We start from the raw sequence: 25002 nt of genomic DNA, 5'->3' as shown, positions 1-25002 counted from the left end.
GATCCGAATGGGGCTTGCCGATGCGGCCGGACTCGCGGCAGGGGTGCTGCTCGACCGGGTCTTCGCCGACCCGCGCCGGTTCCACCCCGTGGCGGGGTTCGGGCGGGCGGCCGCCGCGCTGGAACGCCGCTGGTACGCCCCGAGCCGTCGGGCCGGCGCGCGCCACACCGCCGTGGCGGTCGGGGTCCCGGTGCTGGGGGCGCTCGCCGCGCAGCGGCTCACGCGCGGGCGGCCGGTGGCCCGGTTCGCGCTGGTGGCGGGGTGCACCTGGGCGGTGCTCGGCGGGGCCTCGCTGCGCCGCGAGGCGGGTGCGCTCGCCGCCTCCCTGGAGGACGGCCACCTCGACGCCGCCCGGCGCCGCCTGCCGCACCTGTGCGGGCGCGACCCGTCCGGGTTGGGGCCCGACGAGCTGAGCCGCGCCACCGTCGAGTCCGTGGCGGAGAACACCTCCGACGCCGTCGTGGCCCCGCTCTGGTGGGGCGCCGTCGCCGGCCTGCCGGGGCTCGTCGGATACCGGGCGGTCAACACGCTCGACGCGATGATCGGGCACCGTTCGCCGCGCTACGAACGCTTCGGCACGGCCGCCGCGCGCCTCGACGACGCCGCTAACCTCGGCCCGGCCCGGCTCACCGCCGCGCTGACCGCCCTCGTGGCGCCGTCGGTCGGCGGGTCGGCGCGCGGCGCCGTGCGGGCCTGGCTGCGCTACGGGCACCGGCACCCGAGCCCCAACTCCGGGCAGTGCGAGGCGGCCGCCGCCGGCGCGTTGGACCTGCGGCTCGGCGGCGCCAACGTCTACGCCGGACGGGTGGAGGAACGGCCCGTGCTCGGCGACGGGCGGGCGCCGGACGTGGGGGATATCCGGCGCGCGACGCGGCTCGCCGGGGCGATCGAGGCGGCCGCTCTCGTGGCGGCAGTGGGCTTCGCCCTGCGCCGCCGCTCTGTCGGGGCCGGCGCGCGGAGCGCGCGGTGAGCGCCGGGGGCGGGCTGCTCGTCGCCGGCACCACGTCCGACGCGGGCAAGAGCATGCTCACCGCCGGCATCTGCCGCTGGCTGCACCGCGAGGGCGTGCGGGTGGCGCCGTTCAAGGCACAGAACATGTCCAACAACTCCGCCGTCGTGCTCGACACCGCCCCGGACGGGACGCTGCGGGCCGGCGAGATCGGGCGGGCGCAGGCGTTGCAGGCGTACGCGTGCGGGCTGGCGCCGAGCGTGCGGTTCAATCCGGTGCTGCTCAAGCCCGGTTCGGATCGCACGAGTCAGGTGGTGCTGCTCGGCTCCGTCGTGGGCTCCGTGGACGCGCGCAACTACCGGGCGATGCGCGACCGGCTGCGCGACACCGCGTGGGCCACGCTGGCCGACCTGCGGCGCGAGTACGACGCCGTGATCTGTGAGGGCGCCGGCAGCCCGACCGAGATCAACCTCCGCGAGGGTGACTACGTCAACATGGGCCTGGCCCGGGCGGCCGACCTGCCGGTGATCGTGGTCGGCGACATCGACCGCGGGGGCGTGTTCGCCGCGCTCTACGGCACGCTCGCCCTGCTGTCGCCGGCCGATCAGGCCCTGCTCGCCGGCTTCGTGGTGAACAAGTTCCGCGGGGACGCGGGGCTCCTGCAGCCGGGGCTGGACGCGCTGGCGGAGCTGACCGGGCGGCCGTTCTACGGCGTTCTGCCCTGGGACTCACGGATCTGGCTGGACGGTGAGGACTCGCTCGCGTACGGCGGGGTCCTCGGCCGGCCCGCCCCGGCCCACGGCTCGCAGTGGCTGCGGGTGTCGGTCGTGCGGCTGCCCCGCGTCTCCAACGCCACCGACGCCGAGGCGCTGGCGGCCGAGCCCGGTGTGCTCGTGCGGCTCACCACCGAGCCGGCCGACCTCGCCGACGCCGACCTCGTCGTCATCCCGGGCAGCAAGTCCACTGTGGACGATCTGGAGTGGTTGCGCGGCAAGGGACTCGACGACGCGGTGCGCGCCCACGTGGCCGCCGGCAAGCCGCTGCTGGGCATCTGCGGCGGGTACCAGATGCTCGCGCGCAGCATCACCGACGAGGTCGAGAGCAGGCGCGGAAGTGTGCCCGGACTGGGCATCCTGCCGTCGCACATCGGCTTCGCCGCGCGCAAGACCCTGGGCCGGCCGACCGGGACGGCGTTCGGCGGGGTGCCGGTCGCCGGCTACGAGATCCACCACGGGCTGGTCACCGCGTGGGACGAGGCCGTGGAGCCGTTCGTGCGGCTGCCGGACGGCACCGGCGAGGGGGCCGTGGCCGGCAACGTCTACGGCACGCACTGGCACGGGGCGCTGGAGTCCGACGGAGTGCGGCGGGCGTTCCTGACGGCGGCGGCGCGGCAGGCCGGCCGCAGCGGCTTCGTCGTCGCGCCCGACACGCGCTTCGCGGACCTGCGGGCGGCCACCGTCGACCTGCTCGCCGACCTCGTGGCCGAACATCTCGACACCGCCGCCCTGCTCCGCCTGGTCGAGAAGGGTGCACCGGCCGGCCTGCCGACCGTCGGTCCGGGGGCGCCCCGATGAGCCACCGTCGGCCCGTCGGCCCGGGCGTCGCGGTGCGCGGCGGGTCGGGAAGGAAGCCCCGGTGAGCGCGCCGTCGGGCCGGTCCCCGGTGCCGGTGACAGCCGGCTTCGCCGACCTGGCGGCGCGGGTTCTCGCCGCGCCGCCGCGCCTGGGTCCCGTGCGGCTCGTGGCCGTGGACGGGCACGCCGGGTCCGGCAAGTCGACCTTCGCGGGGCGGGTCGCCGCCGCCGTGCGGGACACCGGCGCCACGGTCGGGCTGCTGCACACCGACGACCTGCTGGAGGGGTGGAGCGACCTCGACAGCTACTGGCCCCGGCTCGACGCGTGGGTGCTCGCCCCGTTGCGGCGCGGCGGGCCCGGGGCCTACCGCCCGTACGACTGGCACGCGCGGCGCTTCGCGGACGAGGAACGGCCGGTCCCGGTGACCGACGTGCTCGTCATCGAAGGGGTGGCGTGCGGGCGCTCGGAGTCGCGCGACGCCCTGTCCCGGTTGCTGTGGGTGGAGGCGCCCGAAGAGCTGCGGCTGCGCCGCGGAATCGCCCGCGACGGCGAGGCGATGCGCCCCGAATGGCTGCGCTGGATGGCCGCGGAGACTGTGCACTTTGCCAGAGAACGTACCCGGGAAGCCGCTGACCTGCGGATAGACGGCGCCCCCGAGGTTCCTCCGGAAAACCCTGACAGGGAATTTGCGGTGATTTCAGGGTGGTCGCCCTTGCGTCATTAGGGCACCATCCCAGGGAACGGTTCACGCGGGAGGTCGATGATGACGACGGACAGCGAAAAGCCGGTGCCGACGCGCCGTCCAATTGTGCTCACCGGGGTCAGTTCCCGGGCCTGGGAGCACCCGGCCGACCGTGGTGCCCTGACCGCACTGCGTGAGCTGCGCGGGTTCGACGAGGTGCTCAAGGTCCTCAACGGGCTGTGGAACGAGCGCGCCTGGCGGCTGGAGTTCCTCGGCGGCGCCATCAAGGTCAGCGATCGGCAGTACCCGAAGGTGTACCAGGCGTTCGCGTCGGCCGCGGCGACCCTGGACATCAAGGAGCTGCCCGAGCTGTACGTCGCACCCGACCGCCGGCTCAACGGCATGTGCATCGGCATGGCGAAGCCGTTCATCGTGATCAACCACGGTGCCGTCGAGCTGCTCGACGACGAGGAGCTCAAGGCGCTCCTCGGCCACGAGTTGGGCCACCTGATGAGCGGGCACGCGGTGTACCGCACGATGCTGACGATCCTCACCGGCTGGGTGATCAGCCTGTCGTGGCTGCCGATGGGGTCGTTCGCGCTGATGGCGGTGGTGGCCGCGCTGCGGGAGTGGTGGCGCAAGGCCGAGCTCTCCGCCGACCGCGCGGGCCTGCTGGCGTCGCAGGACCCGGGTGCCTCCACCCGCCTGCTGATGAAGCTGGCCGGCGGCGGCGACCTGTCGCAGATCGACACGACGGCGTTCCTGGAGCAGGCGGCCGAGTACGAGCGCTCCGGCGACCTGCGGGACAGCCTGATCAAGCTGCGGATGGTGATGGGGCGTTCGCACCCGCTGCCCGTGGCGCGCGCGGCCGAGCTGCGCAAGTGGATCGACTCGGGGCAGTACGGCGCGATCCTCGGCGGCGACTACCCGCGCCGCGAGGGCGACCGGGACGCCAAGTGGGGCGACGACGTGAAGGCCGCCGCGGCCTCGTACCGGGAGACGTTCGCCAACTCGCAGGACCCGCTGATCAACATGGTCCGCCGGGTCGGTGACGGCGCCGGTGGCGTGGGCGAGTGGGTCGGGGCCGGCGCCAGCCGCGTCCGGGACTGGGCGAAGGGCGGCCCGCGCCGCGACACGCCCCCGCCGCCCGGCGACACCCCGCCGCCCAGCAACAACTGACCCGACGACGTCGAGAGCGCCCCGGTAGCCGACCCGGCCGCCGGGGCGCTTTCGCGCGCGCCGAAGGTCCCGCGGTGCGGCGCGATCATGCGGAGGCCCGAGCGGAGCGCATAGCATCGGGTTTCATGACCTCATCGCTGAGCGAAGCCGACATCCGCGCCGCCATAGCCCGTGAACTGCCCCGGGTCCGCGCCGACCTGGAAGACCTCGTGCGCATCCCGAGCATCGCGTTCGACGGGTTCGACCACAGCCACGTGGAGCGCTCCGCCGAGGCCGTCGCGGCGCTGCTGCGGGACGCCGGCGTCCCCGACGTGCGCATCGTGCGACAGGGTTCCGGCCAGCCCGCCGTCATCGGTCGGCGACCCGCCCCGCCCGGGAAGCCCACGGTGCTGCTGTACGCGCACCACGACGTTCAGCCGCCGGGCGACCTGACCCAGTGGAAGAGCGAGCCGTTCGAGCCCGTCGAACGGGACGGGCGGCTGTACGGGCGGGGCACCGCCGACGACAAGGCCGGCGTGCTGGCGCACATCGCCGCGCTGCGGGCGTACGGGGACGCGCTGCCGGTGGGCGTGACGCTGTTCATCGAGGGCGAGGAGGAGTTCGGCTCCGGTTCCCTGGAGGAACTGATCAACGAGTACAAGGCGGAACTGACCGCCGACGTGATCGTGATCGCCGACTCCGGCAACTGGGACATCGGCCAGCCGGCGCTCACCACCGGGCTGCGCGGCCTGGTCAGCGTCTACGTCGACGTGCAGACCCTGGACCACGCCGTCCACAGTGGAATGTTCGGCGGTGCGGTGCCGGACGCGCTCACCGCGCTCGTGCGGCTGCTCGCGACGCTGCACGACGACGCGGGCGACGTGGCCGTCGACGGGCTCGTGCGCACGAACGCCGCACCGCTGGACTACCCCGAGGACCGGTTCCGCAAGGAGGCCGGGCTCCTCGACGGCGTGGAACTGATCGGCTCCGGCCGCATCGTCGAACGCGTCTGGACCAAGCCGTCGATCACGGTGCTCGGCATCGACGCGCCGAAGACCTCGGAGGCCCCGAACGCCCTCGTGCCGACCGCCCGCGCCAAGGTGAGCATGCGCATCGCTCCCGGCGACACGGCCGCGTCGGCGCACGAGGCGCTGCGCGTTCACCTGGAGAAGAACGCCCCCTGGGGCGCGAAGGTGACCGTGACGCTGGAGGGCGACGGCGAACCGACCTCGATCGACGCGACCGGCCCGATGTACGACGCGGCGCGGGCGGCGTTCGCCGCTGCATGGGACGGCACCGCACCGGTGGAGATGGGCGTCGGCGGGTCGATCCCGTTCATCGCCACGTTCCGCGACATGTTCCCGAATGCGGCGATCCTGGTGACCGGCGTCGAGGACCCGGACGCGCGGGCGCACGGCCCGAACGAGAGCCTGCACCTGGGCGAGTTCGCGAAGGTGTGCCTCGCCGAGGCCCTGCTCCTCAAAAAGGTTGCCGAAGCGCAATAAAACCGGAAAGGTTGCCGCCCCGCAAACAAATCACCCGCGGGGCGGCAGCTTCACCACGCTCACGAAGAACTCGTCGATCTGCCGCACCACCGCGATGAACCGGTCGAAGTCCACCGGCTTCGTCACATAGGCGTTGGCGTGCAGGCTGTAGCTGCGCACGATGTCCTCGTCGGCGCCCGACGTCGTCAGCACCACCACGGGAATGCTGCGCAGCTCCGGGTCGCCCTTGATCTCCGACAGCACCTCGCGCCCGTCCACGCGGGGCAGATTGAGGTCGAGCAGGATCAGGTCGGGGCGCACCGCGTCGGGGTACACGTCGGGGTCGCGGCGCAGGTAGGCAAGGGCGTCGACACCGTCGCTGACCACGGTCAGCCGGTTGCGCACCTTGTGCTCCTCGAACGCCTCCTTGGTCAGCTGCACGTCACCCGGGTCGTCCTCGACGAGGAGCACCTCGATCGCGGACGGCTCGGCCAGCGGGTATGCGGCGGAGTCGGTCATGTCGCTGGCTCCTCAACAAGGGGGGTGGCTGCGGGTTCCGGGGTCCGCGAAGGCGATTCGACCACCGGCAGCGTGAACCGGATCAGGGTACCTTCCCGCTCAGCCGTGTCCACCCAGACTCGACCGCCGTGGTACTCCACGATTTTCTTCACGATGGCGAGGCCGATACCCGTTCCGGCGTAGGCGTCCTTGCCGTGCAGCCGCTGGAAGATGACGAACACCTTGTCGGCGAACTCGGGCTGGATGCCGATGCCGTTGTCGGCCACGGCGATCTCCCACTCCTCGCCCTTGCGCTCCGCCGAGACGTGCACCTGCGGGGGAACGTCCTTGCGGCGGAACTTCAGGGAGTTCCCGATCAAATTGCCGAGAAGCGCGGTGAGCAACGGCTCCTCACCGCGCACGACGGGCAGCTCGTCCCGGGTCACGCTGCCGTGCACCGGCGCGCGCTGGCCCTTGAGGTCGTCGACGACCTTGTTGAGGTCGACGTCGCTGAACCCGCTCGTGACCCGCCCGATCCGGGAGAACGCCAGCAGGTCGTTGATCAGCCGCTGCATCCGCTGCGCGCCGTCGACCGCGAAGTAGATGTACTGGTCGGCGCGCTCGTCGAGCTGGCCGGCGTAGCGGCGCTGGAGCAGCTGGCAGAAGCTGGCCACCTTGCGCAGCGGCTCCTGCAGGTCGTGCGAGGCGACGTAGGCGAACTGCTCCAGGTCGCGGTTGGAGCGGGTGAGCTCCTCGGTGCGCTGTTCGAGGGTGCTGTTCATCTCCTCGACGCTGCGCCGGGCGGCGATGACCTCGTCCAGGTCGCTGGCGATCTGCGCGCGCATGCCGTTGACGTCGCGGGCGAGGCGTTCGATCTCGGGCGGCCCGGGCGCGTCGATCTCGTGTGCGTAGTCGCCCTTCGCGACCTGCCGCACCTCCGAGGCGAGCGCCAGCACCGGCCGGATCACCAGCCGGTGCAGCAGGATCGACAGGATCACGCCGGCCAGCAGCACCACGACCGCCACGGCGACGAGCAGGTAGATCAGCGTCTGCTCGGTCTCGTAGATGTCCTCACGGAGCCGGTCGCGGGTCGCGGTCACGTCCCGCTGGAAGCGGTCGATCGCCGCGGTGATCGCCGCGATCCGCTCCCGGGCGGCGGCGTCCGCGGTGCCGCGCGCCGGGTCGGGCCCGTCGCGCTGGGTCGTCGCGATGAGCGGGTCCGCCACGTCGGAACGCCATGCGGCCAACTGATCACGGATCGCGTGGAGCTGTGCGCGCAGCGCGGGCTCGTCGACGAGCCACCCGTCGGTGGTCCTGACGAGGGCGGCCTCCTCGGCGACGAACTGCTTGTACTCCTCCAGCGAACGGCCGTCGCCGCTGCCGGCGTACTGGCGCAGGCTGTTCTGCTGGCCGACGGCGACCCCGAGCAGGCGTTGCGAGTTGGAGCGCACCGGCCCGACGTGTTCGACGTAGTGCGTCACCTTGTCGCGGTTGACGGCGGCGGCACCCGCGGCCACGATCGCGATGAGGCTGAGCACCAGGGCCACGCCCACACTGACGCCGGTGATCCGGGCGCGCAGCGACCATCCCCCGAGGCGCGCCCTCACGGCGTCACCAGTAGGACCGCGACGTCGTCGGCGAGCGGGCCGCCGTTGCGCTCCTCGGCCTGTCCGAGCAGCCACGCCGGCAGCTCCGGCAGCGCGATCCGCGAACGGTCGTCACCGGCGACGATCCGGCACAGCCCGTCGACGCCCATGCGCTCCTTCGCCTCCGGCGTGGCCCAGCCCTCGATCAGCCCGTCGGTGTACATGAGCAGCGCCCAGTCCGGCCCGCCGAGCGGCACCGTCGTGGGTGGACGGTCCATGCCGGGGATCACGCCGAGCACGAGGCCCGGTTCGACGTCGCACAGGCGCACCTCGGTGCCGTTGATCACGAGCGGCGGCGGGTGGCCCGCGAGCCGGATCGAGGCGGTGCGCTCGGCCAGGTCCACGGTGACCGTGGCGACGGTGGCGAACTGCTCGTCGTTGCGGCGTTCGCTGATCAGCACCTCTTCGAGGGAGGGCAGCACGGCGGCGTCCGGCACACCGGCGAGCACCAGGGCCCGCCAGCCGACCCGTAACGCCACGCCGAGCGGTGCCTCGTCGACCCCGTGCCCGCAGACGTCGCCGACCAGCAGGTGCAGCGTGTCCGGGGAGGTCTGCACCACGTCGAAGAAGTCGCCGCCGAGCAGGGCCCGGTGCCGGCCGGGCCGGTAGACCGGGAAGATCCGCGGCCCGGCGGAACGCATCAGCGGCTTGGGCAGCAGGCCGCGTTCGAGCCGGGCTGACTCGGCCTGCCGCAGCTCGACCTCGCGCAGCCGCCGGGCGTTGTCGTCGGCGCGCTTGCGTTCGACCGCGTAGCGCAGCGCCCGGCCGAGCAGCACGCCGTCGACCTTGCCCTTGACCAGGTAGTCCTGGGCGCCCTCGCCGACGGCGGCGTTGCCGAGGTGTTCGTCCTCCAGCCCGGTGAGCACGCACACGGCGACGGTGCTGTTGGCCCGCAGCACCGCGCGCAGCCCCTCGAGGCCGTTGGTGTCGGGCAGCCCGAGGTCCAGCAGGACGCAGTGGACGTCCTCCACGGCCGCCAGCGCCGAGGCGAGATCGGTGGCCGTCGCGAGGTCTACCGGCGCGGCAGCCTCGGCGAGCAGTTCCTCGACGAGGAACGCGTCACCCGGGTCGTCCTCGACGAGCAGCACCCGCAGCCGGTCCCCCGGTCCGGGCGGCGGGGGGCGACGGAGGTTGTCGAGCGTCGACACCTCCAGCCGCGCGGCTCCCCAGCCGGCGCTCATCGTCGCTCCCACAGCATCGGGGGGCTCCTCCTCGGCCGATCGATACCCCTGTCCAACCGCGAGAATAGCGGCATAGATCGGCCGAACGGATGACCCGCGCGCCGGGCGCTACTGAACCGATAGATGCACGTGGTTGGTGTGTGCCGTGTTCGGGTCGCTGCTTCCCGCGCCGCTTGAGTAGGTGTGCCAGCCCGCGGCCGGTGTCCAGATGATGCGGTACCAGATCACGTAGAGCACACCGATGCGGTCGGCGTTCGCCACGCACCATCCGGCGAGCCGGTCTCCGTAGTTGCGGTCGTCACCGGTGGCATGGCCGCCGAAACCCTTCGGTGCGGCCGCGTAGTCGCAGGCTCTGCCCTTCGGATGTTCGAACCGGTCGCCGCCGCGCCAGCAGCTGGTGAACCGGGTGAAGCCGGCCTTGCGCGACTCGTTGAGCGCGTTGAGCATCCGCGGGGTGATGCAGTTGGTCGTGGTGGGGTCGTCGACGCTGCACTTCTCCGCCGCGAACGTGCCGTTGGCCGCGCGCGGCGCCGGGTTGGCCGTCGGGACGGGCACCGGCACGCCGTTGACCTTGCCGCCGTTGCCGACCGCGGCGAGGGCCCGCTCCGTCTCGTTCTTGCGCTTCTCCATCTCGGCGGTCTGCTGCTCCTGCAGCTTCACCTCGGCGTCCAGCGCCTTCTGCTGCTCGGCGAGGTCCTTCTGCGCCTGGCGGTACTCGCGCAGTTTCCGGTCGTCGCGCTGGGCCATGTACGCCGCTTGGCTGATCTTGTTGAGCGTCTCGTCGGAGTTGGTGTCGTTGAGCAGGCCCGAGATGACGCTCAGCCGGCTGCCGCGGTACGCCGCGTTGGCCACCACGCCGACCTGGTCGGCGAGCAGTTCCAGCTGCGCCTTGGCGAAGTCGATCTTCTTGTTGATGTCGGCCTGCCGGGCCTTGGAGGCATCGAGCTGCGCCTTGGCGTCGTTGTACGCGCGCCCGACGACGTCGAGCTGCTCCAACAGGGTCGCCGGGGCGCCGGCCTCCTCGCCGGCACCGTCGTCGCCGGGGGCCGCCCCGGCGGGTGCGGCGAGCCCCAGCACCAGGATCGCCGCGAGCGCGGTCATTACCGCGTGTAGCAAAGCGCGTGCGCGCTGTTGTCTACGGAACGTAGCGAAGTGCTGAGAAGGCGTGTGATGCCGGTGGATATCGGGGAACTCCATCGGTTGGCCAGGTCCTCCACGTTGCTCGACCGCAATTTGGGCGGGGGAAACGCCCGAAATGCGGGTGCACAGCTGTGCCGGTGGTCCGAGTCGTCGGGAGCTGCTGGCGTCGGCCCCGCACAGTCGCCCGCATGACGGCCAGCGGCCACTTTACCGGAGCGTGATGAGAACGCCAGTCCTGGAACGGAGACGATTACTTAGAGTGACCTAGTGTTCGCCGTTGGCGGCGGTGCGCACGAACGCGTCCCGCACCGCCCGGGCGCCGTCCTTGAGCCGCTCGGCGTAGCCGACGCGTTGCCAGGACTCCCAGGTCAGGTGCCCGACGGCGGTGTCGTTTCCGTCGATGGAGACGTTCAGGTCCACGCCGTCGACCACCTGCGCGGTGGCCTGTCTGCCGCGCGGCACGAGCACCGCCTTCGATGACGGATCGGCGAACCCGGCGAGGCCCCACGGCACCCGCAGCACCACGTCGTCGCCCTCGATCCGCCAGAGCGCGCGGTTGTCGAAGTCGTTCGCGAGCGGGTCCCAGCCGCCGTACCGCAGCGTGCCCACGTCCAGGAACTCCGCCGGCAGGCGCTGTCCGGTGGTGGGAATCACGAGATCGCGGTTGGTGGTCAGCTGGTAACGCGTCCAGCCGTTCAGCGCGGGCGGGCGCGTGCCGAAGCCGCCCGCGTAGTCCAGCGGCATCGGGTCGAGGTCGGAACGGATCCACGCCTCGCCGGTCCGCGCCGCCAGATCCAGGGCGAAAGCCGTCTCCGGGCTGCGCGAGGTCGCACCCGGCGGCGCGCCGGCGGCCTCACCCGGCAGCGTGTCGAACCCGATCGTGAGCCGCTTCGCGCCCGGCGCCCGGACCCGCAGGTGCACGTAGGACTCGTCGACCCGCGCCGTCACCGGGCCGAGCCGGGTCACCGCGTCGTTCACCGCGCCGGTGGCGTCCATCGCGATGAGGCCGAAGTGCTGCTCGTTGGTCAGCGGGTCGTGCCACAGCGAACGCCGTTCCGCCGGCTCCTGGTGGTTGATCGTGTTCCAGGTGAACTTGAACCACTCGTCGGTCCACGCGAAGACCAGCGCACCGGCGAGCCCGAGATCCTGGATCAGATCCATCAGTTCGGCGTCCATCGCCATCGCCTCGCGCTCGGAGTGCCCGCCCTGGTCCCGGCCGAGCGGCCCGACGTGTGCCGAGCCGATCGACGACGGCACGCCGAACTCGGTGATCATCGTCGGCATCCCGGCCCCGGCGTGGTGCCGCTTCAGCGCGTCGAGATAGCCCGCGTACGGATCACCGCGCCCCCGGTACCGAAACGCCTGCAACGCCGGCTCGTGCCGCTGGAAGTCCGGGTAGTACGGGTACGCGTGGTAGCTGGCGAACGTGCCGCCGGGCCAGGCGGGCGTCGGCAGGATGTGGTTCGCGTCGACGCCGACCAGATCCTCCTGTTCGAGCGGCTCCTCCGGGTGCCTCAGCGGGTCGGTGGTGGGCCAGTTGGCGTGCGCGATCGGCACCGACAGCCCGTGCGCGGCCTGGGCGGTGGCCAGTTCGTCGAGGCGGGCGGCGATCCAGCGCTCCGTCGGGCTCGCCTCGGGCGTCGAGCGGAAGTACTTCCCGTCGTGCGCGGGCGCGTTCGGGTTGCGCCGGTCGGTGCTGTCGACGGCGTACGGGTCCCACTCGACCCCGGCGATCCACGCCGCGAGCCACGGCGAGACGTCGGCCGTCCAGTCACCGGCGGCCCGGCCCGGCGTCACGTCGCGGTGCAGGTTGCCGTGCACCGCCTCGACCGCGTCCCGCAATTCCCGGGTGAACGCCTCCGTACCGGCTCCCTGGTACAGGTCCCGCGTCTGCACGTAGGACTCGTCCGGCAGGTAGACGCCCTGCACCAGGTAGAGCGGCCGCTCCGGACTGGCCCGGTTGTGGCGCAGCAGTTCGGAGTAGAACGCCGGCGGGTGGATCGTGTACACGCGCACCACCCGCACGCCCAGCCACGCCATCGCCGCGAACCAGCGCCGGTAGTCATCGGCGGTGCCCGGCAGTTCCCCGGGCTGGTGGCCGGGCTTGGTGCTGCCCAGGTTCACGCCGGGCAGGAACGTCACCGGCCCGCCCGCGGTGTGCAGGGCGAAGCCGTCGGCGTTCGAGGTGGCGAGGGCGGCCAGCCCGTCGACGCGCACCGGCGCCGGCGCCCACGACCGGCCCCCCGGCGGCGGAGGAACGGAGTCCAGCCGGGCGATGCCGGCGTCCGGAGCCGATTGCGGCGCCCGGTGACCAGCGGCGCCGAGCGCGGCCGTCAGCACCAGCGCCAGGGCGGCACCGATCACCCGTCGCGGGCGGGAGAGCGGACCGCCGGCGCGGCGTTCCTGCAGCATCGGCAGACTGGACATGTCACCCGTATTGTTCGGCGCGGGCGGGCCGCCGGTCCTGATTATCGAGTTGTACGGTTCTGTGCGTGAGTGACGCCGACCGGGCAACCGTCCGGTTACCGGTGCCGCCGCGGGGGCCGCTGATGCGGATGTCCACGCGGCTGTTCTACGCGTTCGGGGCGATCCTGCTGATGGCCACCGCCGTGTACCTGGACCGCGAGGGCTACCGGGACAACGCCGACGACGAGGTCTCCCTGCTCGACGCCGTGTACTACGCGTCGGTCAGCCTCTCGACGACCGGCTACGGCGACATCACCCCGGTGAGCGTCTCCGCCCGGACGGTGAACGTCCTGGTGATCCTGCCGCTGCGGCTGTTCTTCCTCGCCCTGCTGGTCGGCACGACGTTCGAGGTGCTCGGCACCCGGACCCGGGAGCAGTGGCGGCTGAACCGATGGAGGTCGAGGTTGCACGGGCACACGGTCGTCGTCGGGTACGGCACCAAGGGGCGCAGCGCGGTCAACGTTCTGCTCTCCAACGGGCTGGCGCGCAGCGGGATCGTCGTCATCGACAACCGGCCGGCCGGGGTCAAGGAGGCGACCGGTGAAGGGCTGGTGGCGGTCGTCGGCGACTCCACCCGTTCCATCGTGCTCAGAGAGGCCGGGGTGGATCGGGCGGCGCGGGTGATCGTGGCGGTCGACCGGGACGACGCCGCGATTCTGACCACGCTCACCACCCGCCAGCTCAACCCCACGGTGCCGATCTCGGTGGCGGTCCGCGAGGCGGAGAACGCCCCGCTGGCCCGGCACAGCGGCGCCGACAGCGTGGTCACCTCCTCCGAGGCGGCCGGCCGGCTGCTGGCCCACTCGCCCGCGGTCGGTCAGGTCCTCGACGACCTGCTCAACCAGGGCAAGGGCCTCGACGTGGTCGAACGCCCCGCCCGCCTCGACGAGGTCGGCCGCAAGCCCGCCGAGCTGCCGGGCCTCGTGCTCGGCGTGATGCGCGCCGGAACGTTCCTCCGCTACGCCGCGGCCGGCGAGGTCAAGCACGGCGACAGGCTGGTCATCATCCAGGGCGACCCGGGTGAGTGAGGAGTTCGTCGGCGAGTCCTTCACCGACGAGGACCTCTACGGCGAGGAGATCGTCGACCGCGCGTACGTCGACTGCACGTTCTCCGACGTCGACCTGACCGAGGCGGTCGTGCGCGGCAGCACGTTCACCGACTGCCGGTTCGGCAACGTGCGGTTCAACGCCTCCCGGCACACCGACGCGGCGTTCCTGCGCTGCGAGTTCACCCGGTGCGTGCTCTTCGAGGCGGCGTTCGACGGGTGCAAGCTGACCGGCAGCACGTTCCGGGAGTGCGGGTTGCGGCCGCTGACGGTCAGCGGCGGGGACTGGTCGTTCGTCGGGCTGGCCGGCGCCGACCTGCGCGGGGCGGCGTTCCGGGAGGTGCGGATGCGCGAGACCGACCTCGGCGGGGCCGACCTGCGCGGCACGACCCTCGCGGGCTGCGACCTCTCCGGCGCGCGCTGGCAGAAGTCCCGGCTGGAGAAGGCGGACCTGCGCGGCAGCGACCTGACCGCGCTCGACCCGACGACGGCCGAGGTGCGGGGTGCGCTGATCACCGCCGAGCAGGCCGTGGTGATCGCTCAGGCGCTGGGACTAGAGCTTCGCTAGGAACGCCCCGTGGTCGGCCTCGGTCTGGTCGGCGTACGCGACGGCGAAGCGTTCGAACGCCGTGTCGAAGCCCTCCCCGTCGGCGTCGCAGTACCCGTGCAGCACCCGCGGGTCGATCGACTGGGCGTGCGCCCGGCCGAGCACGACTCCCACCACGCGCGCGTAGTCGTCGAGCTGGTCGGCCTTGAGCAGGCTCGGGTCGATGCTGCCCTTCATGTCCCGGAACTGGCGCACCTGGTACGGCCGGCCCTCGATCGTGGTCCAGCCGAGCAGGATGTCGCTGACGGTCTGCATCCAGCGCTGGCCGTGCACGATGCGTCGGCCCTCGTGGTCGTGCCGCGGCAGGTCCAGGTGCGCGGCGAGCGCCGACTCACGGGCCTGCTTGACCTGCAGGACCAGCGCCTCGTCGCCGTTGCCGTGCAGCAGCACCACGTAGCTGCGCAGCCCGACGCTGCCGAGCCCGACGACGCGGTGCGCCACGTCGACCACCGTGTAGCGGGACAGCAGCGAACGGATCTCCTCGCTCACCGAGTCGCCGTAGTCGTCGAGGCCGGCGATCACGGCGTCGCGTTCCTTGTCGGGGACGGGCGTGAGGATCGGCGGGTCGGGCACGAAGTGCCAGGAGTCGTGCGACAGCCGCTGGGTGAACTTCGACACCACCTTCTTGCTGGTGTTCTTCTTCGCCTTCTTGCGCACCCGGTCGAACGTCTCGACGAGGTCCTTCATGTCGATCTTCTCGAGCGTCTCGATCGACGTCGTCATGCAATAGCCGTCGAAGAGCGGCATCTCGGCCAGCTCCGCAAGCGCCGCGCGGTAGCCGGTGGCGCAGTCCCGGGCGGCCTTGCGTCCGGCGTCCTCGCTCAGCCCGTTGTCGCGGGCGGCCACCGCGAGGCTGGCGACGAGGCGCTTCAGGTCCCACTCCCACGGCCCGTGCACGGTCTCGTCGAAGTCGTTCACGTCCATGATCTGGCGCCGCTCGGGGGAGGCGTACAGGCCGAAGTTGGAGGCGTGCGCGTCCCCGCAGATGTGGCCGTTCAGCCCGCTGGTCGGCGTTCCCGCGAGATCGGCGGCGAGGACCACGGCGGCCCCGCGCAGGAACGCGAACGGCGACGTGGACATCCGCTCGTAGCGCAGCGGGATCAGGTCGGCGACGCGGTCGACGTTGCTCGCGGCGACCAGGTCGTGCGGGTGCGCGCGGTCGGCGCGCGCCGCGTGGCGGGTGATCTCCTCGACCGGGACGCGCGCCCGGGCCGCGGCCCCCTCCGCCACGAGCTCCGCGGGGTCACGCCAGCCGGCGAAGAGTCGACTCATAGCCGGTCACGCTATCTCCCCTGGGCACCTGGGGTGTCGTGTAACCGGACAGGGGGATGGGTATCACATCCGTACCTGTCAACCCCCGGAGGCAAAAATGCTCGCCATCGTCGCGGCCGTCCTGTTCGGCCTCGCGCTCCTCTTCGACCTCACCAACACGTCCATCGGCGAGATCGGCTCCATGACGCTGACGTACGCGGGTCTGCTGTGCGTCGCGCTGCACCTGGCCGGTGTCGGGACCGCGTGGCGTGGGCGTACCGGGGGCTGGTCCCGCCGCCGCCGCTCGCGCGTGTAAAGAACCCCTGGCCAGACGGCCTCCCGTGGGTCAGCACGGGAGGCCGTCGTCCTGTCGTCAGGTCCTGCGGCACTCCGCGACCACCGAGTCGACCACGTCGCGCAGGTCACCGCCGCCGGCCAGGACGGCTCGCTGACGCCGCGCCGAGGTGCCGCGCGCCAGCAGGTCCGCGGTCAGCTCCCGCACGATCGCCAGGTCGCCGTTGCTCTCCAGCCCCGGTCGGACGTGTTCCAGCAGCGCCCGCACCGCATCCGCCGCCGGCACGGGACGGCCGGTCACCGGGTGCACCAGTTCGGCGTCGAGGCCCGAGCGGGCGGCCCGCCAGGTGGCGGCGCGCAGCAGCGGGTAGGCCGGACCCGGCTCGTCGACGGACTGCGCGGCGGTCACCACCAGCGCCCGGGCCAGCCCGGCGAGCAGCACCACGTCGTCGAGCAGCGGGCAGGCGTCGCTGACCCGGATCTCCAGCGTGGGATAGCGCGCCGACGGCCGGACGTCGAAGTAGATCATCCCCGCGTCGCAGATCGCGCCGGAGTCGACGAGTTCCTGGACGGCGGCGTCGTACTCGGCGGCGGAGGAGACCAGCGGTGGCGGCCCCGACGTGGGCCAGCGCGACAGCGCGACGGAACGGTACGACGCGTAGCCGGTGTCCGCCCGCCGGAACAGCGGCGAGCTGCCCGACATCGCCAGCAGCACCGGCAGCCACGGCCGCAGGTGCGCGGTGAGCCGCACGGCCAGGTCCCGGTCCGGCACACCCACCTGCACCTGGGTGGCGCAGATCTGGTGCTCGTCCACCAGCTGCCGGTACTGGTCGGCCATCCACTCGTAGCGCTCGTTGGGATAGATCGCCGCCCGGCCGGTCCCCGAGTCCGGCACCGTCGCGCAGCCGGCGACCGCCAGGCCGACCCGTTCGGCGGCGGTGCGCAGGGCCGCCCGGCGCTGTGCGAGATCCGCGCGCAGCTCGTCCAGCGAGGTACAGACCCCGGACGCGATCTCGATCATCGACAGGCGCAGCTCGGCCTCGGCGTCCGCGCCGGTCCGCCCGGTGTCCGCGGCGAGCAGGCGCCGCGCGCCCGCCACCAGTTCCCCCGTCTCGGGGTCGACCAGATGGAACTCCTCCTCGACGCCGATCGTGGCGCCGACCACAGGGTCTGTCACCGGAGAAGCGTAAGCGGCAGACGGTGTTTGCGCCCGCGTTGTGAACCCCGGTAAACGGGGCCACGCAAGCGTTGGATCACTCCGACCGGCCGCAGGTCGGGTGCCGTGTTGCCGATCGGGTCGAACGCCAGCCGGGTGTCGAAGCGCCGCGAGAGCCCCCGCCCCACGCGCAGCCGCGCGAAGGGCCGCCAGCGCCCGAACCGCGTCGCCGCCATCAGGATCGCCTCCCGCCGGCCGGTGTCGAGCGCCGCGCCGAGGAACAGCCGCCCGTGCCGGCGGGTGCGGTAGCCGGCGAGCGAACCGTAGAAGCCGTTCACGCGTCGACGCGGCAGGAACAGGTGCCGCAGCAGCGGGCGCGCACCCGACGAGGAGAGCAGCAGGTCGCGGGGACCGCGTCGGGTGTGCACCCGCACGGCCAGCCCCAGCACGTCGGGCCAGCCGCGCGGCGTCGGCGTCCCCTTGGACAGCCGCACGGTGGCCCTGTAGCGCGCCGGCCGGTCCAGCAGCCCCGCGCCGAACGGCACCTCGGGCCGGCGCACCGCCAGTTCCCCCGAGAAGGAACGACCGCGCGGATGCATCACACGCGCGTGACGGAGCCGGGCCACGGCGGCGGCCGCGGAGAAGAGCAGGCGATCGAGCACCCGCCGCTGTTACCCCGCCGGCGGCGACACGAACGCGCGCAACGCCTCGGACTGGGCGAGCCGGCTCGGCTCGTGGATGTACATCATGTGGCCGGCCTCGAAGTACTGGAACTCGATGTTCCCGCGCAGCTCGTCGGGGATCGCCAGCTTCGCGACCGTCTGCTCGGTGGCGAAGTACGGGGTGGCCCCGTCGTGATAGCCGCTGCCGATGTAGACGCGCAGGTGCGGATTGGCCCGCATGGTGGCCGCCAGCTTGTCGACGACCTGCGGGTACAGCCCCTCGAACTCCTTGAACGACCAGGGATACACGTCCCGGTTGAGCGTCTCGTAGGGCAGGTCGCTGGAGTAGTCGAGTTCGGCGCGCACGTAGTGGTTGAACGCACCCGTGAACGGCCCCAGGATCGCGTCGTACGAGGGGTCGGAGCTGAAACGTTCGCGGCCGTAGTCGGCCTCCCAGCCGAGAAACCGCCCGTCGAGACGCCCCACGGTGCGCCGGCGCGAACGGAGCAGTTCGGTGAAGAAGCGCACGTGCTCGATGCGCAGGTCGACCCGGTCGACGTAGTCGGCGGAGAGGCCGCTCAGCCGGGCCAGCGTCGCGACGGCACCGGCCCGTTCCGCCGCGGACATCCGGCTGCCGCGCGCCAACGCCCACGGGTAGTCCCGCTGCGCGAACTCCTCGGCCTCGCCCAGCACCTCCCGCAGCGGCCGGTCCCCGTGCAGCCCGTGATAGTGCGCGATCGCCGCGTACGTCGGCAGGAACAGCGGGTACGGCAGGTCGTTCTCCCCGTCGAACTCCATCGTGCCGAACTCCAGCACCGACGACAGCAGGATCAGCCCGTTGAACGCCATGCCGCGGCGTTCCTGGAGGTGGCGTGCGACGGCGACGGCCCGCAGCGTTCCGTACGACTCGCCGCAGAGGTACTTCGGCGACAGCCACCGGCCGTGCCGCGACGTCCACAGGCGGATCACCTCGGCGACGGACTCGATGTCGGCGGTGTACCCGTGGAAGTCCTTCGGCTTGCCGCCGGTGACGGTGCGGGAGTAGCCGGTCGAGATCGGGTCGATGAAGACCAGGTCGGAGTCGCGCAGCAGCGACTCGGCGTTGTCGACGAGCCCGTACGGCGGCGGCTTGAGCGCGCCCGCGTCGCCCATGTCCACCCGGCGCGGGCCGAGGATCCCCAGGTGCAGCCACACGCTCGCCGAACCCGGCCCGCCGTTGAACGCGAACGTGACCGGCCGGCGCAGCGGGTCGGCGTCGGAGGCCGTGTACGCCGTCACGAACATCTCGGCCTGCGCCTTGTGCCCGTCGAACGCCCCGTCGGTCTGCTTCTCGTAGCGCAGCACGACCCGGCCGGTGGTGGCGGTGTAGCGCAGCCCGTCGAGTTCGTGCGCGGTAGTGACGACGTCGTCGGCGGGCTCCGGCCGGTCGGCCTTCTCGGCCTGCTGCTCTTCCACCTTCTGATCTCCCACCGGCACCAGCCTAGATGTGCGCGGTGCGGCGGGCGGCTAGGGCACGCAGCGCCCGGTTGTCCAGCACGCCGTCGACGGCGAGGTCGCTGTCGCCCAGGGCCGCCTCGATCATGCCGCGCGCCAGGTCCTCGGCGCGGATGGCCAGTCCGGGCAGGACGGCGTTCACCGTGGGGAAGATCGCCCGGCGCAGGGCCGCGCCGGCCCCGTTCGGCCGGTGGTCGGGTGCGGGGTGGATGTAGCCGGGCCGCGCGATGATCAGCCGGTGCAGGCCGGCCTGGCGCAGCTGGTTCTCCGTCTCGCCCTTCACCCGCGCCCAGAGCATGCGGGAGCGGCCGCTCGTGTCGGTGCCGCCCGCGGACAGGTGGACGAACGTGTGCTCCGGGCTCCGTTCGCGCAGCACGTCGGCGGCGGCGAGCGGGTAGGTGAGCGTGACCTCCCGGTAGTACTCCTCGTCGTTGCCCCTGGCGGAGACGCCGAGGCAGAAGAAGCACGCGTCGACGCCGGTGAGCTGGTGGGCGATCTCCTCGGGGTGCGCGAAGTCGGCGCAGTGGATGTCACGCAGCTTCGGGTCGGCGAAGCCCAGCGAGCGGCGCGTGATGGCACGCACCTCGGCGATCCGTTCGTCGGCCAGGCACTCGCGGACCACCGCTGACCCCGCGGTGCCGGTCGCGCCGAACACGACCACCCGGCGTTGGCCCGTCATGAGTAGTTTTCCTTTTCCGATCGGAGACGTGGTCGTCGCACGCGCTTTCTATCACGTGCCCGCGAGAGCGCGGACGACCGTCCGTCAGCCCATCGTCCAGCGTTGACTGGTAGAGCCCTTGCAGTCGGCGATGATCAGTCGCGCGCCGGGCAGGGTCGAGTTCAGCTCGGTGTCCAGGCAGCGGTTGGACTTGGCGTTGACCCAGGTGCCGTCGGCGCGCTTCTGCCACTGCTGGCTCGCGTCGCCGGTGCACTCGGCCGTCTCGACGCGGGTGCCGCTGGCCGTGTCGCCGTCGTTCAGGGAGAGGCACCTGCCCTGCGAGGTGAGCGTGCCGCCGTTCTCCTGCCACTGCTGGTTGGCTTCGCTGCCGCAGAAGTCGAGCGCGACCCGGCCGCCGTCGCCGGACTCGACGCACCGGCCGGCGGAGTTCTTGACGGGCAGCGGCGGGCCGGGAGTAGGCGCCACGGGCGGGCCGGGGGTGAACGTCGTCCCACCGCCGCCGGGCGTCGCGGAGGTGTTGGGCCGGCGGGAACCGGACGCGGTCGCACTGCCGCCCGGGGCGATGTTGGCGGCGCCGGGGCTGGTCGGCGCGTCGGGGTCGACCGGGCCGGTGGGCAGCGCGACGGGCGGCGTCGGGTCGGGCCCGGGCGGGTCGTCGGGGTTGCCGCTCAGGTGCCACGCGGCGGCGATGACGGCGATGAACAGCATCACGACGACCGGCACGGCGACGAGCCACCAGCGCCGGTGGCGGGGCTCGTCGTCGTCGGGCAGGCTCGGCAGGAGTTCGTGGCTCTCGGCGAGGTCGCGCTGCTCGGGCGCACCGAGGTCGATGACCGGCTCGGGCCCCACCTTCGGCATGAGAACGGTGGACGCCTCGTCGGGCGCCTCGACGAACTCTTCCCCTTCGAGCGGCGCGCGTGGCGCGGGGATCCGGGGTGCGGTCGGCCCGTCACCTACCGTAGTCAACTCACCGGTTGTCGATCCCTCCGGTGACGGAAGGTAACCGGCGACCCTGAGCCTTCCCGGCAGTGCTTCGTCCCCCGCCGGTGTGATCCCGCTCTCGCGCACGGCAGCACCGTAGCGTGTGGGAGGTTCCGGATCAATTACCCCCCTCGATGTTCAGCAGGCCGCACTAGTGGCCGTCGAGCGCAGAATTCGGTAACTGCCGGATGTACTCTGCGTGAGCGTATAGGTGACGTCCCACGCGGTGCAGGTCTCCTGTTCCCGCCCCTTGGGGCCGAACCCCGGCTGCTGCTGGCTCTGGAACGTCACCCGCGCCGACACCGCCCCCGCCTGACCGGACGCGTCGGCGACCGACTGCAGGACGATCTTGCTGTCGAACGTGGTGGAGACCGCCTGCTTGAACGCGTCGACCTGCGCCCTGTCGTTGGTGTTCACCACGCCGGTCGGGTCGTACTGGGCGAGCGCCTTGTCGTAGTCGCGGTTGTTCACCGCGGCGAAGAACGTGTCGAAGGTGGTGGCCACGGCGACGGTCCCCGGATGGGTGATCCCGGCCGTGATCGTCACCAGCCCGACGCGGGCCGGGATGCCGCTCGGGGAGGGCGACGACCGCGCCGAGGGCGTCGCGGGCGCGGTGCTGACCGGCGGGGTGGCCCCCGGCTCCGTCGTGGGTCCGGTCGGGCCGGTCGTGTCCCGGCCGTCGTCCCCCAGGGCGTTGATCAGGGGGAACGCCGCCAGCGCGACCAGCGCCACCGCGAGCACCCCGACGAGGATCTTCGCGGAGGTCGGCCAGCCGCCGCTGCGGGCCGGCGGGATGTTCTCCTGGGGCGGCAAGGGCTGCGGGGCCGGTTGGGGCATCGGCTGCGGGACGTACGCGGGCGGCTGCTGCTCGTAGAACGGCCCGGGCGGCGGGATGGGCGGGAAGTTCATGCCGCCCGCCGGAGCCAGCGGGACGGTCGGCTCCTCGACCGGCGGCTGTGGCGGCTGCTCGGCCTGCGGGGCGAGGATGCCGGTGAAGAGGTCGTAGCTGCGCCGGATCTCCCCGGTCGGCGGCATCGGGTCCGGCGGCACCTCCCGCGGCGCCGCCTGCCCACCACCGCCCAGCAGCCCCTCGAACCCGGGCAGCACGTACCCGGGCGACTCCTGGAACGCCGGCCCGGTGCGCGGGGTCGTCCAGGCGGCGTCCACCTGGGCGTTCTCCGGTCGGGCGGCCGCGCAGGAGGCGCACTGTGGGTCGTCGGCCCGATTGGCGGATCCGCACCGGGTGCAGGTCCAGTCGGTCATCGTCTCCCCTTACGCCGGCGGTCGCTCCGCACGTGATTGTCCCTACTGCAGCAAACGACCCGTGGACTCCTGGTGGTCGCGCACGCACTTGGCCAGCGTGAACGACGACGTGACGACGTACAGCAGGCCGATCGCCAGGAAGCCGCGCATCCAGGCGTTCACCGGAAGATAGATCAGCCCCGCGATCATCGCGGCGACGGAGACGGCGAAGGAGACCGCGGACTGGAAGTAGAAGGCGGCGGTGGTCTTGTGCGCCACGGCCTGGGGCATCGGTGAGGTCATGGAAAGAAGCCTGCGGCCGGGCGGCCGTCGCGGCCTGAGTACGACTACCTACCAGTGGTACTCAACCGGTTAGGCTGACGCGATGACGGGTGTGGGGCTGGACGGTCTGCCGATGGCGGACGTCCTCGCCATGCTTGACCTGGACACCCAGGGCTGGGCGATCGCGCGCGCGGTGCGCGAGGACGGCCGGATCGTCGACTTCGAACTGGTCTTCCTCAACCAGGCCGGTGCACAGATTCTGGGTGGCGCCCCGGCGTCGGACATGATCGGCCGGCGCTACCGGGAGCTGTGGCCGGAGACCGTCACCGAGGACACGCTGCCGACCTACGTGCGCGTCGTCGAGGAACGCGTCCCCGCCGTTCGCACGGTCTATTACGACAAGCAGTCCATCGCCGGGCATTTCACCTTTCGGATCATGCCGTGCGGGGACGGCTTCGCCGCCTGCTTCCTGGATGTCTCCCAGCTGACGCTGCGCTCCACCGCGGAGGCGGGGGTGCGGCTGTACGACGTGCTGGACGCGGCGTTCGACGGGTTCGTGCTGCTGCGCGCCGTGCCCGGGCCGGGCGGCATCCCGTCCGACTTCGTCTGCGAGTACCTCAACCAGGTCGGCGCCAAGCTCACCGGCCTCGACGCCGAGGCGGTGATCGGTCGCCGGGTCAGCGAGATCACCCCCGGGCCGCTCGGCACCAGCATGCTGGCTCGTTACCGCCAGGTCGTGACGACCGGCACCTCCTGGCGCGACCAGGCGACCGACGGCAACGGCCAGGTGTGGGACATCAAGATCACCCGCATGGACCTCGACTTCGTGGCCGTCTCCTACCGCGACATCACCGAGCAGGTGCTCCAGCGGGACCGCATCGCCCGCAGCGAGGCGTCGGCGGTCGAGGCCGCCGAGCGCACCGCCGCCCTGCAGACCGTGACGGCCGCGTTGGCCGCCGCCAGCACGCCCGCCGAGGTCTACGCGGCCATGGGTTCCGTCGTGCGGCCCTCGGCCGGCGGCCAGGGACTGGTGGTGCTGCTGCGCGACGAGGCCCGCCTGGTGCTGCGCTACCACGCCGGCTACGAGCCCGCGATCGTCGAACGCCTCGCCGACATCCCGGTGCACCACGACTACCCCGCGGCGGAGGTCGCCCGCACCGGCCGGGCGCGGTTCATCTCCGAACTGGAGGAGTTCGTCGCCGCGCAGCCCGACCCCGAGCAGGCCATCGGCTCCGGCGGGCGGCGGTCGTGGGCGTTCCTGCCGCTGGCGGCCGCCGGTCGGGTGCTCGGCAGCATGGTCATCGGGTACCGCGACCCGCATCCGTTCAGCGAGGCGGAGAAGGACACGCTGCGGGCGTTCAGCGGGCTGTGCGCGCAGGCGCTGCAGCGGGCGCTGCTCTTCGAGGCCCAGCGGTCGATCGCCGCCGACCTGCAGCGGGCGCTGCTGCCGGCGGCGCTGCCCAACCTGCGGGGCGCCCGGCACGCGGTCCGCTACCTGCCCTGGACGCACGGTGCGGACGTCGGCGGCGACTGGTACGACGTGATCCAGCTCGGCCCCGACGCCGTGGCGGTGGTGATCGGCGACGTGGCCGGGCACAGCCCCAACGCCGCCGCCACCATGGGCCAGTTGCGCAACGCGCTGCGGGCGTACGCGGCCGAGGGCCATTCGCCGACCGGCGTGCTCGAACGGGTCAACCACCTGCTCCTGCGCGTCGAGCCGGACGCGATGGCCACCTGCTGCTACCTGGAACTGCACCTGGCGGAGGGCACCGGGACGGCCGTGCTCGCCGGGCACCCGCCGCCGGTCATGCGCGCGGACGGCGCCGCCGCCCCGATGAGGCTGCGGTCCGGGCCGCCGCTCGGGGTCCGCCGCGACGCCACCTACCTGGACACCAGCTTTCTCCTGCCGCCCGGCTGCAACCTGCTGCTTTACACCGACGGGCTGGTCGAGGACCGGCGGTACGACATCGACCAGGGCCTCGCCGACCTGTGCGACGCCGTCGCGGCGGCCCCGCTGTCCGACCCGGACGCGCTGCTCGACCACGTGCTCGCGGCCGACGTCGGCCCCTACCCGCGCAGCGACGACGTGGCCATCCTCTCCCTCAGCGTGGACGCCGGGCCGGTGCGGGACGTGCGCTCGGCGCAGCGGCGCTTCGGCGGGGACGCGGCCAGCGCGCCGGCGGCGCGGCGGTTCGCGGCCGACATCCTCAAGGCGTGGGGCGAGGGCGCGCTGATCGACAACGCCTGCCTCCTGCTCGGCGAGGTGATCACCAACGCGGTGCAGCACACCGTGGGCGACGTGGGCGTTCGGCTCGTGCTGGGGCCGCGGCAGCTGCGCGTCGAGGTCCGCGACCGCAGCGACCGCCAGCCGGACAAGCGCGCCGTGGGCGCCGAGAGCGAGACCGGCCGCGGTTTGCACATCGTCGAGGTGCTGGCGACGGACTGGGGCTTCGAGCCGCGTACCGGCGGGGGCAAGGTGGTCTGGTTCGCCCTGGAGCGCCAGTTCGGCCAGTGAGGTAACTAACCTCTG

Annotated in this window: 22 protein-coding genes; 9 read left to right on the top strand and 13 right to left on the bottom strand. The window is 72.5% G+C overall.

Annotated features, from left to right (window positions below; translation table 11 throughout):
* The first annotated feature begins 7 nt into the window (after positions 1-7).
* The 5 genes from Val02_RS29020 to Val02_RS29000 all read left to right on the top strand — a co-directional run bounded on the left by Val02_RS29020 (position 8) and on the right by Val02_RS29000 (position 5868).
* Positions 8-970 carry a cobalamin biosynthesis protein gene (locus Val02_RS29020; protein WP_203902411.1) on the top strand — a complete coding sequence of 321 codons (963 nt, stop codon included), beginning with the start codon at positions 8-10 and terminating at the stop codon, positions 968-970.
* Entirely contained in the window at positions 967-2523 is a 1557-nt protein-coding gene (locus Val02_RS29015; RefSeq protein WP_275415622.1) for a cobyric acid synthase, read from the top strand. Before Val02_RS29020 ends, Val02_RS29015 begins: the two co-directional genes overlap by 4 nt.
* Before the next feature lie 61 nt (positions 2524-2584).
* Complete coding sequence (locus tag Val02_RS29010) at positions 2585-3247, top strand: uridine kinase family protein (protein ID WP_203902410.1); 663 nt, start codon at positions 2585-2587, stop codon at positions 3245-3247.
* Between the two features lie 36 nt (positions 3248-3283).
* A complete protein-coding gene (locus Val02_RS29005) occupies positions 3284-4384 on the top strand; it encodes a M48 family metallopeptidase (RefSeq protein ID WP_308440027.1) in 1101 nt (366 codons plus the stop codon).
* Between the two features lie 137 nt (positions 4385-4521).
* Entirely contained in the window at positions 4522-5868 is a 1347-nt protein-coding gene (locus Val02_RS29000) for a dipeptidase (RefSeq protein WP_203902465.1), read from the top strand.
* A 30-nt stretch (positions 5869-5898) separates the two neighbouring features.
* Here Val02_RS29000 and Val02_RS28995 read toward each other — a convergent pair whose 3' ends face one another.
* The 5 genes from Val02_RS28995 to Val02_RS28975 form a co-directional block, all read right to left on the bottom strand.
* On the bottom strand, positions 5899-6366 hold the full coding sequence (locus Val02_RS28995) for a response regulator (protein WP_203902409.1): 468 nt from the start codon (positions 6364-6366) through the stop codon (positions 5899-5901).
* Complete coding sequence (locus Val02_RS28990) at positions 6363-7952, bottom strand: sensor histidine kinase (RefSeq protein ID WP_203902408.1); 1590 nt, start codon at positions 7950-7952, stop codon at positions 6363-6365. Before Val02_RS28990 ends, Val02_RS28995 begins: the two co-directional genes overlap by 4 nt.
* Complete coding sequence (locus Val02_RS28985) at positions 7949-9172, bottom strand: PP2C family protein-serine/threonine phosphatase (RefSeq protein WP_203902407.1); 1224 nt, start codon at positions 9170-9172, stop codon at positions 7949-7951. Before Val02_RS28985 ends, Val02_RS28990 begins: the two co-directional genes overlap by 4 nt.
* 108 nt (positions 9173-9280) lie before the next feature.
* Entirely contained in the window at positions 9281-10273 is a 993-nt protein-coding gene (locus tag Val02_RS28980; protein ID WP_203902406.1) for a coiled-coil domain-containing protein, read from the bottom strand.
* A 303-nt stretch (positions 10274-10576) separates the two neighbouring features.
* Positions 10577-12739 (bottom strand): hypothetical protein, encoded by a 2163-nt coding sequence (locus tag Val02_RS28975; protein ID WP_203902405.1) that lies wholly within the window; start codon positions 12737-12739, stop codon positions 10577-10579.
* Between the two features lie 65 nt (positions 12740-12804).
* On the opposite strand from Val02_RS28975, the gene Val02_RS28970 reads away from it, so the two are divergent.
* Positions 12805-13806, top strand: a complete 1002-nt coding sequence (locus Val02_RS28970; protein WP_239153413.1) for a potassium channel family protein — start codon at positions 12805-12807, stop codon at positions 13804-13806.
* The gene (locus tag Val02_RS28965; protein WP_203902404.1) at positions 13799-14392 is read left to right on the top strand and encodes a pentapeptide repeat-containing protein; all 594 of its coding nucleotides are present in this window, start codon (positions 13799-13801) and stop codon (positions 14390-14392) included. Before Val02_RS28970 ends, Val02_RS28965 begins: the two co-directional genes overlap by 8 nt.
* On the opposite strand, the gene Val02_RS28960 is transcribed toward Val02_RS28965, so the two are convergent.
* Entirely contained in the window at positions 14378-15703 is a 1326-nt protein-coding gene (locus Val02_RS28960; protein ID WP_203902403.1) for a DUF2252 domain-containing protein, read from the bottom strand. The two genes, Val02_RS28965 and Val02_RS28960, sit on opposite strands and share 15 nt — an antisense overlap.
* Before the next feature lie 97 nt (positions 15704-15800).
* On the opposite strand from Val02_RS28960, the gene Val02_RS28955 reads away from it, so the two are divergent.
* Entirely contained in the window at positions 15801-15998 is a 198-nt protein-coding gene (locus tag Val02_RS28955) for a hypothetical protein (RefSeq protein ID WP_203902402.1), read from the top strand.
* Positions 15999-16055: 57 nt separating this feature from the next.
* Here the strand turns inward: Val02_RS28955 and Val02_RS28950 are convergent, their stop codons facing one another.
* The 7 genes from Val02_RS28950 to Val02_RS28920 all read right to left on the bottom strand — a co-directional run bounded on the left by Val02_RS28950 (position 16056) and on the right by Val02_RS28920 (position 22493).
* Complete coding sequence (locus Val02_RS28950) at positions 16056-17153, bottom strand: carboxylate-amine ligase (RefSeq protein ID WP_239153412.1); 1098 nt, start codon at positions 17151-17153, stop codon at positions 16056-16058.
* Entirely contained in the window at positions 17150-17794 is a 645-nt protein-coding gene (locus Val02_RS28945) for a phosphodiesterase (RefSeq protein ID WP_203902401.1), read from the bottom strand. The genes Val02_RS28950 and Val02_RS28945 overlap by 4 nt, the downstream gene beginning before the upstream one ends.
* A 9-nt stretch (positions 17795-17803) precedes the next feature.
* On the bottom strand, positions 17804-19264 hold the full coding sequence (locus tag Val02_RS28940) for a S10 family peptidase (RefSeq protein WP_239153411.1): 1461 nt from the start codon (positions 19262-19264) through the stop codon (positions 17804-17806).
* A gap of 10 nt (positions 19265-19274) precedes the next feature.
* Positions 19275-19967: an NAD(P)H-binding protein gene (locus tag Val02_RS28935; protein WP_203902400.1), complete on the bottom strand. Its 693-nt coding sequence runs from the start codon at positions 19965-19967 to the stop codon at positions 19275-19277.
* 84 nt (positions 19968-20051) lie between these two features.
* Positions 20052-20933 carry a ricin-type beta-trefoil lectin domain protein gene (locus Val02_RS28930; protein WP_203902399.1) on the bottom strand — a complete coding sequence of 294 codons (882 nt, stop codon included), beginning with the start codon at positions 20931-20933 and terminating at the stop codon, positions 20052-20054.
* A gap of 153 nt (positions 20934-21086) precedes the next feature.
* Complete coding sequence (locus Val02_RS28925; RefSeq protein WP_203902398.1) at positions 21087-22211, bottom strand: hypothetical protein; 1125 nt, start codon at positions 22209-22211, stop codon at positions 21087-21089.
* A gap of 42 nt (positions 22212-22253) precedes the next feature.
* Positions 22254-22493, bottom strand: coding sequence for a YiaA/YiaB family inner membrane protein (locus Val02_RS28920; RefSeq protein ID WP_239153410.1), 240 nt, complete (start codon positions 22491-22493; stop codon positions 22254-22256).
* An 82-nt stretch (positions 22494-22575) separates the two neighbouring features.
* Between Val02_RS28920 and Val02_RS28915 the strand changes: the two genes are divergently transcribed.
* Positions 22576-24987 carry an ATP-binding SpoIIE family protein phosphatase gene (locus Val02_RS28915; protein ID WP_203902397.1) on the top strand — a complete coding sequence of 804 codons (2412 nt, stop codon included), beginning with the start codon at positions 22576-22578 and terminating at the stop codon, positions 24985-24987.
* Positions 24988-25002: the final 15 nt, after the last annotated feature.

Origin of the sequence: Virgisporangium aliadipatigenens, assembly GCF_016863615.1 — a bacterium.
GTDB lineage: Bacteria > Actinomycetota > Actinomycetes > Mycobacteriales > Micromonosporaceae > Virgisporangium > Virgisporangium aliadipatigenens.
The sequence above is the reverse complement of the archived record's forward strand: the minus strand, read 5'-3'. Positions and strand labels throughout refer to the sequence as shown.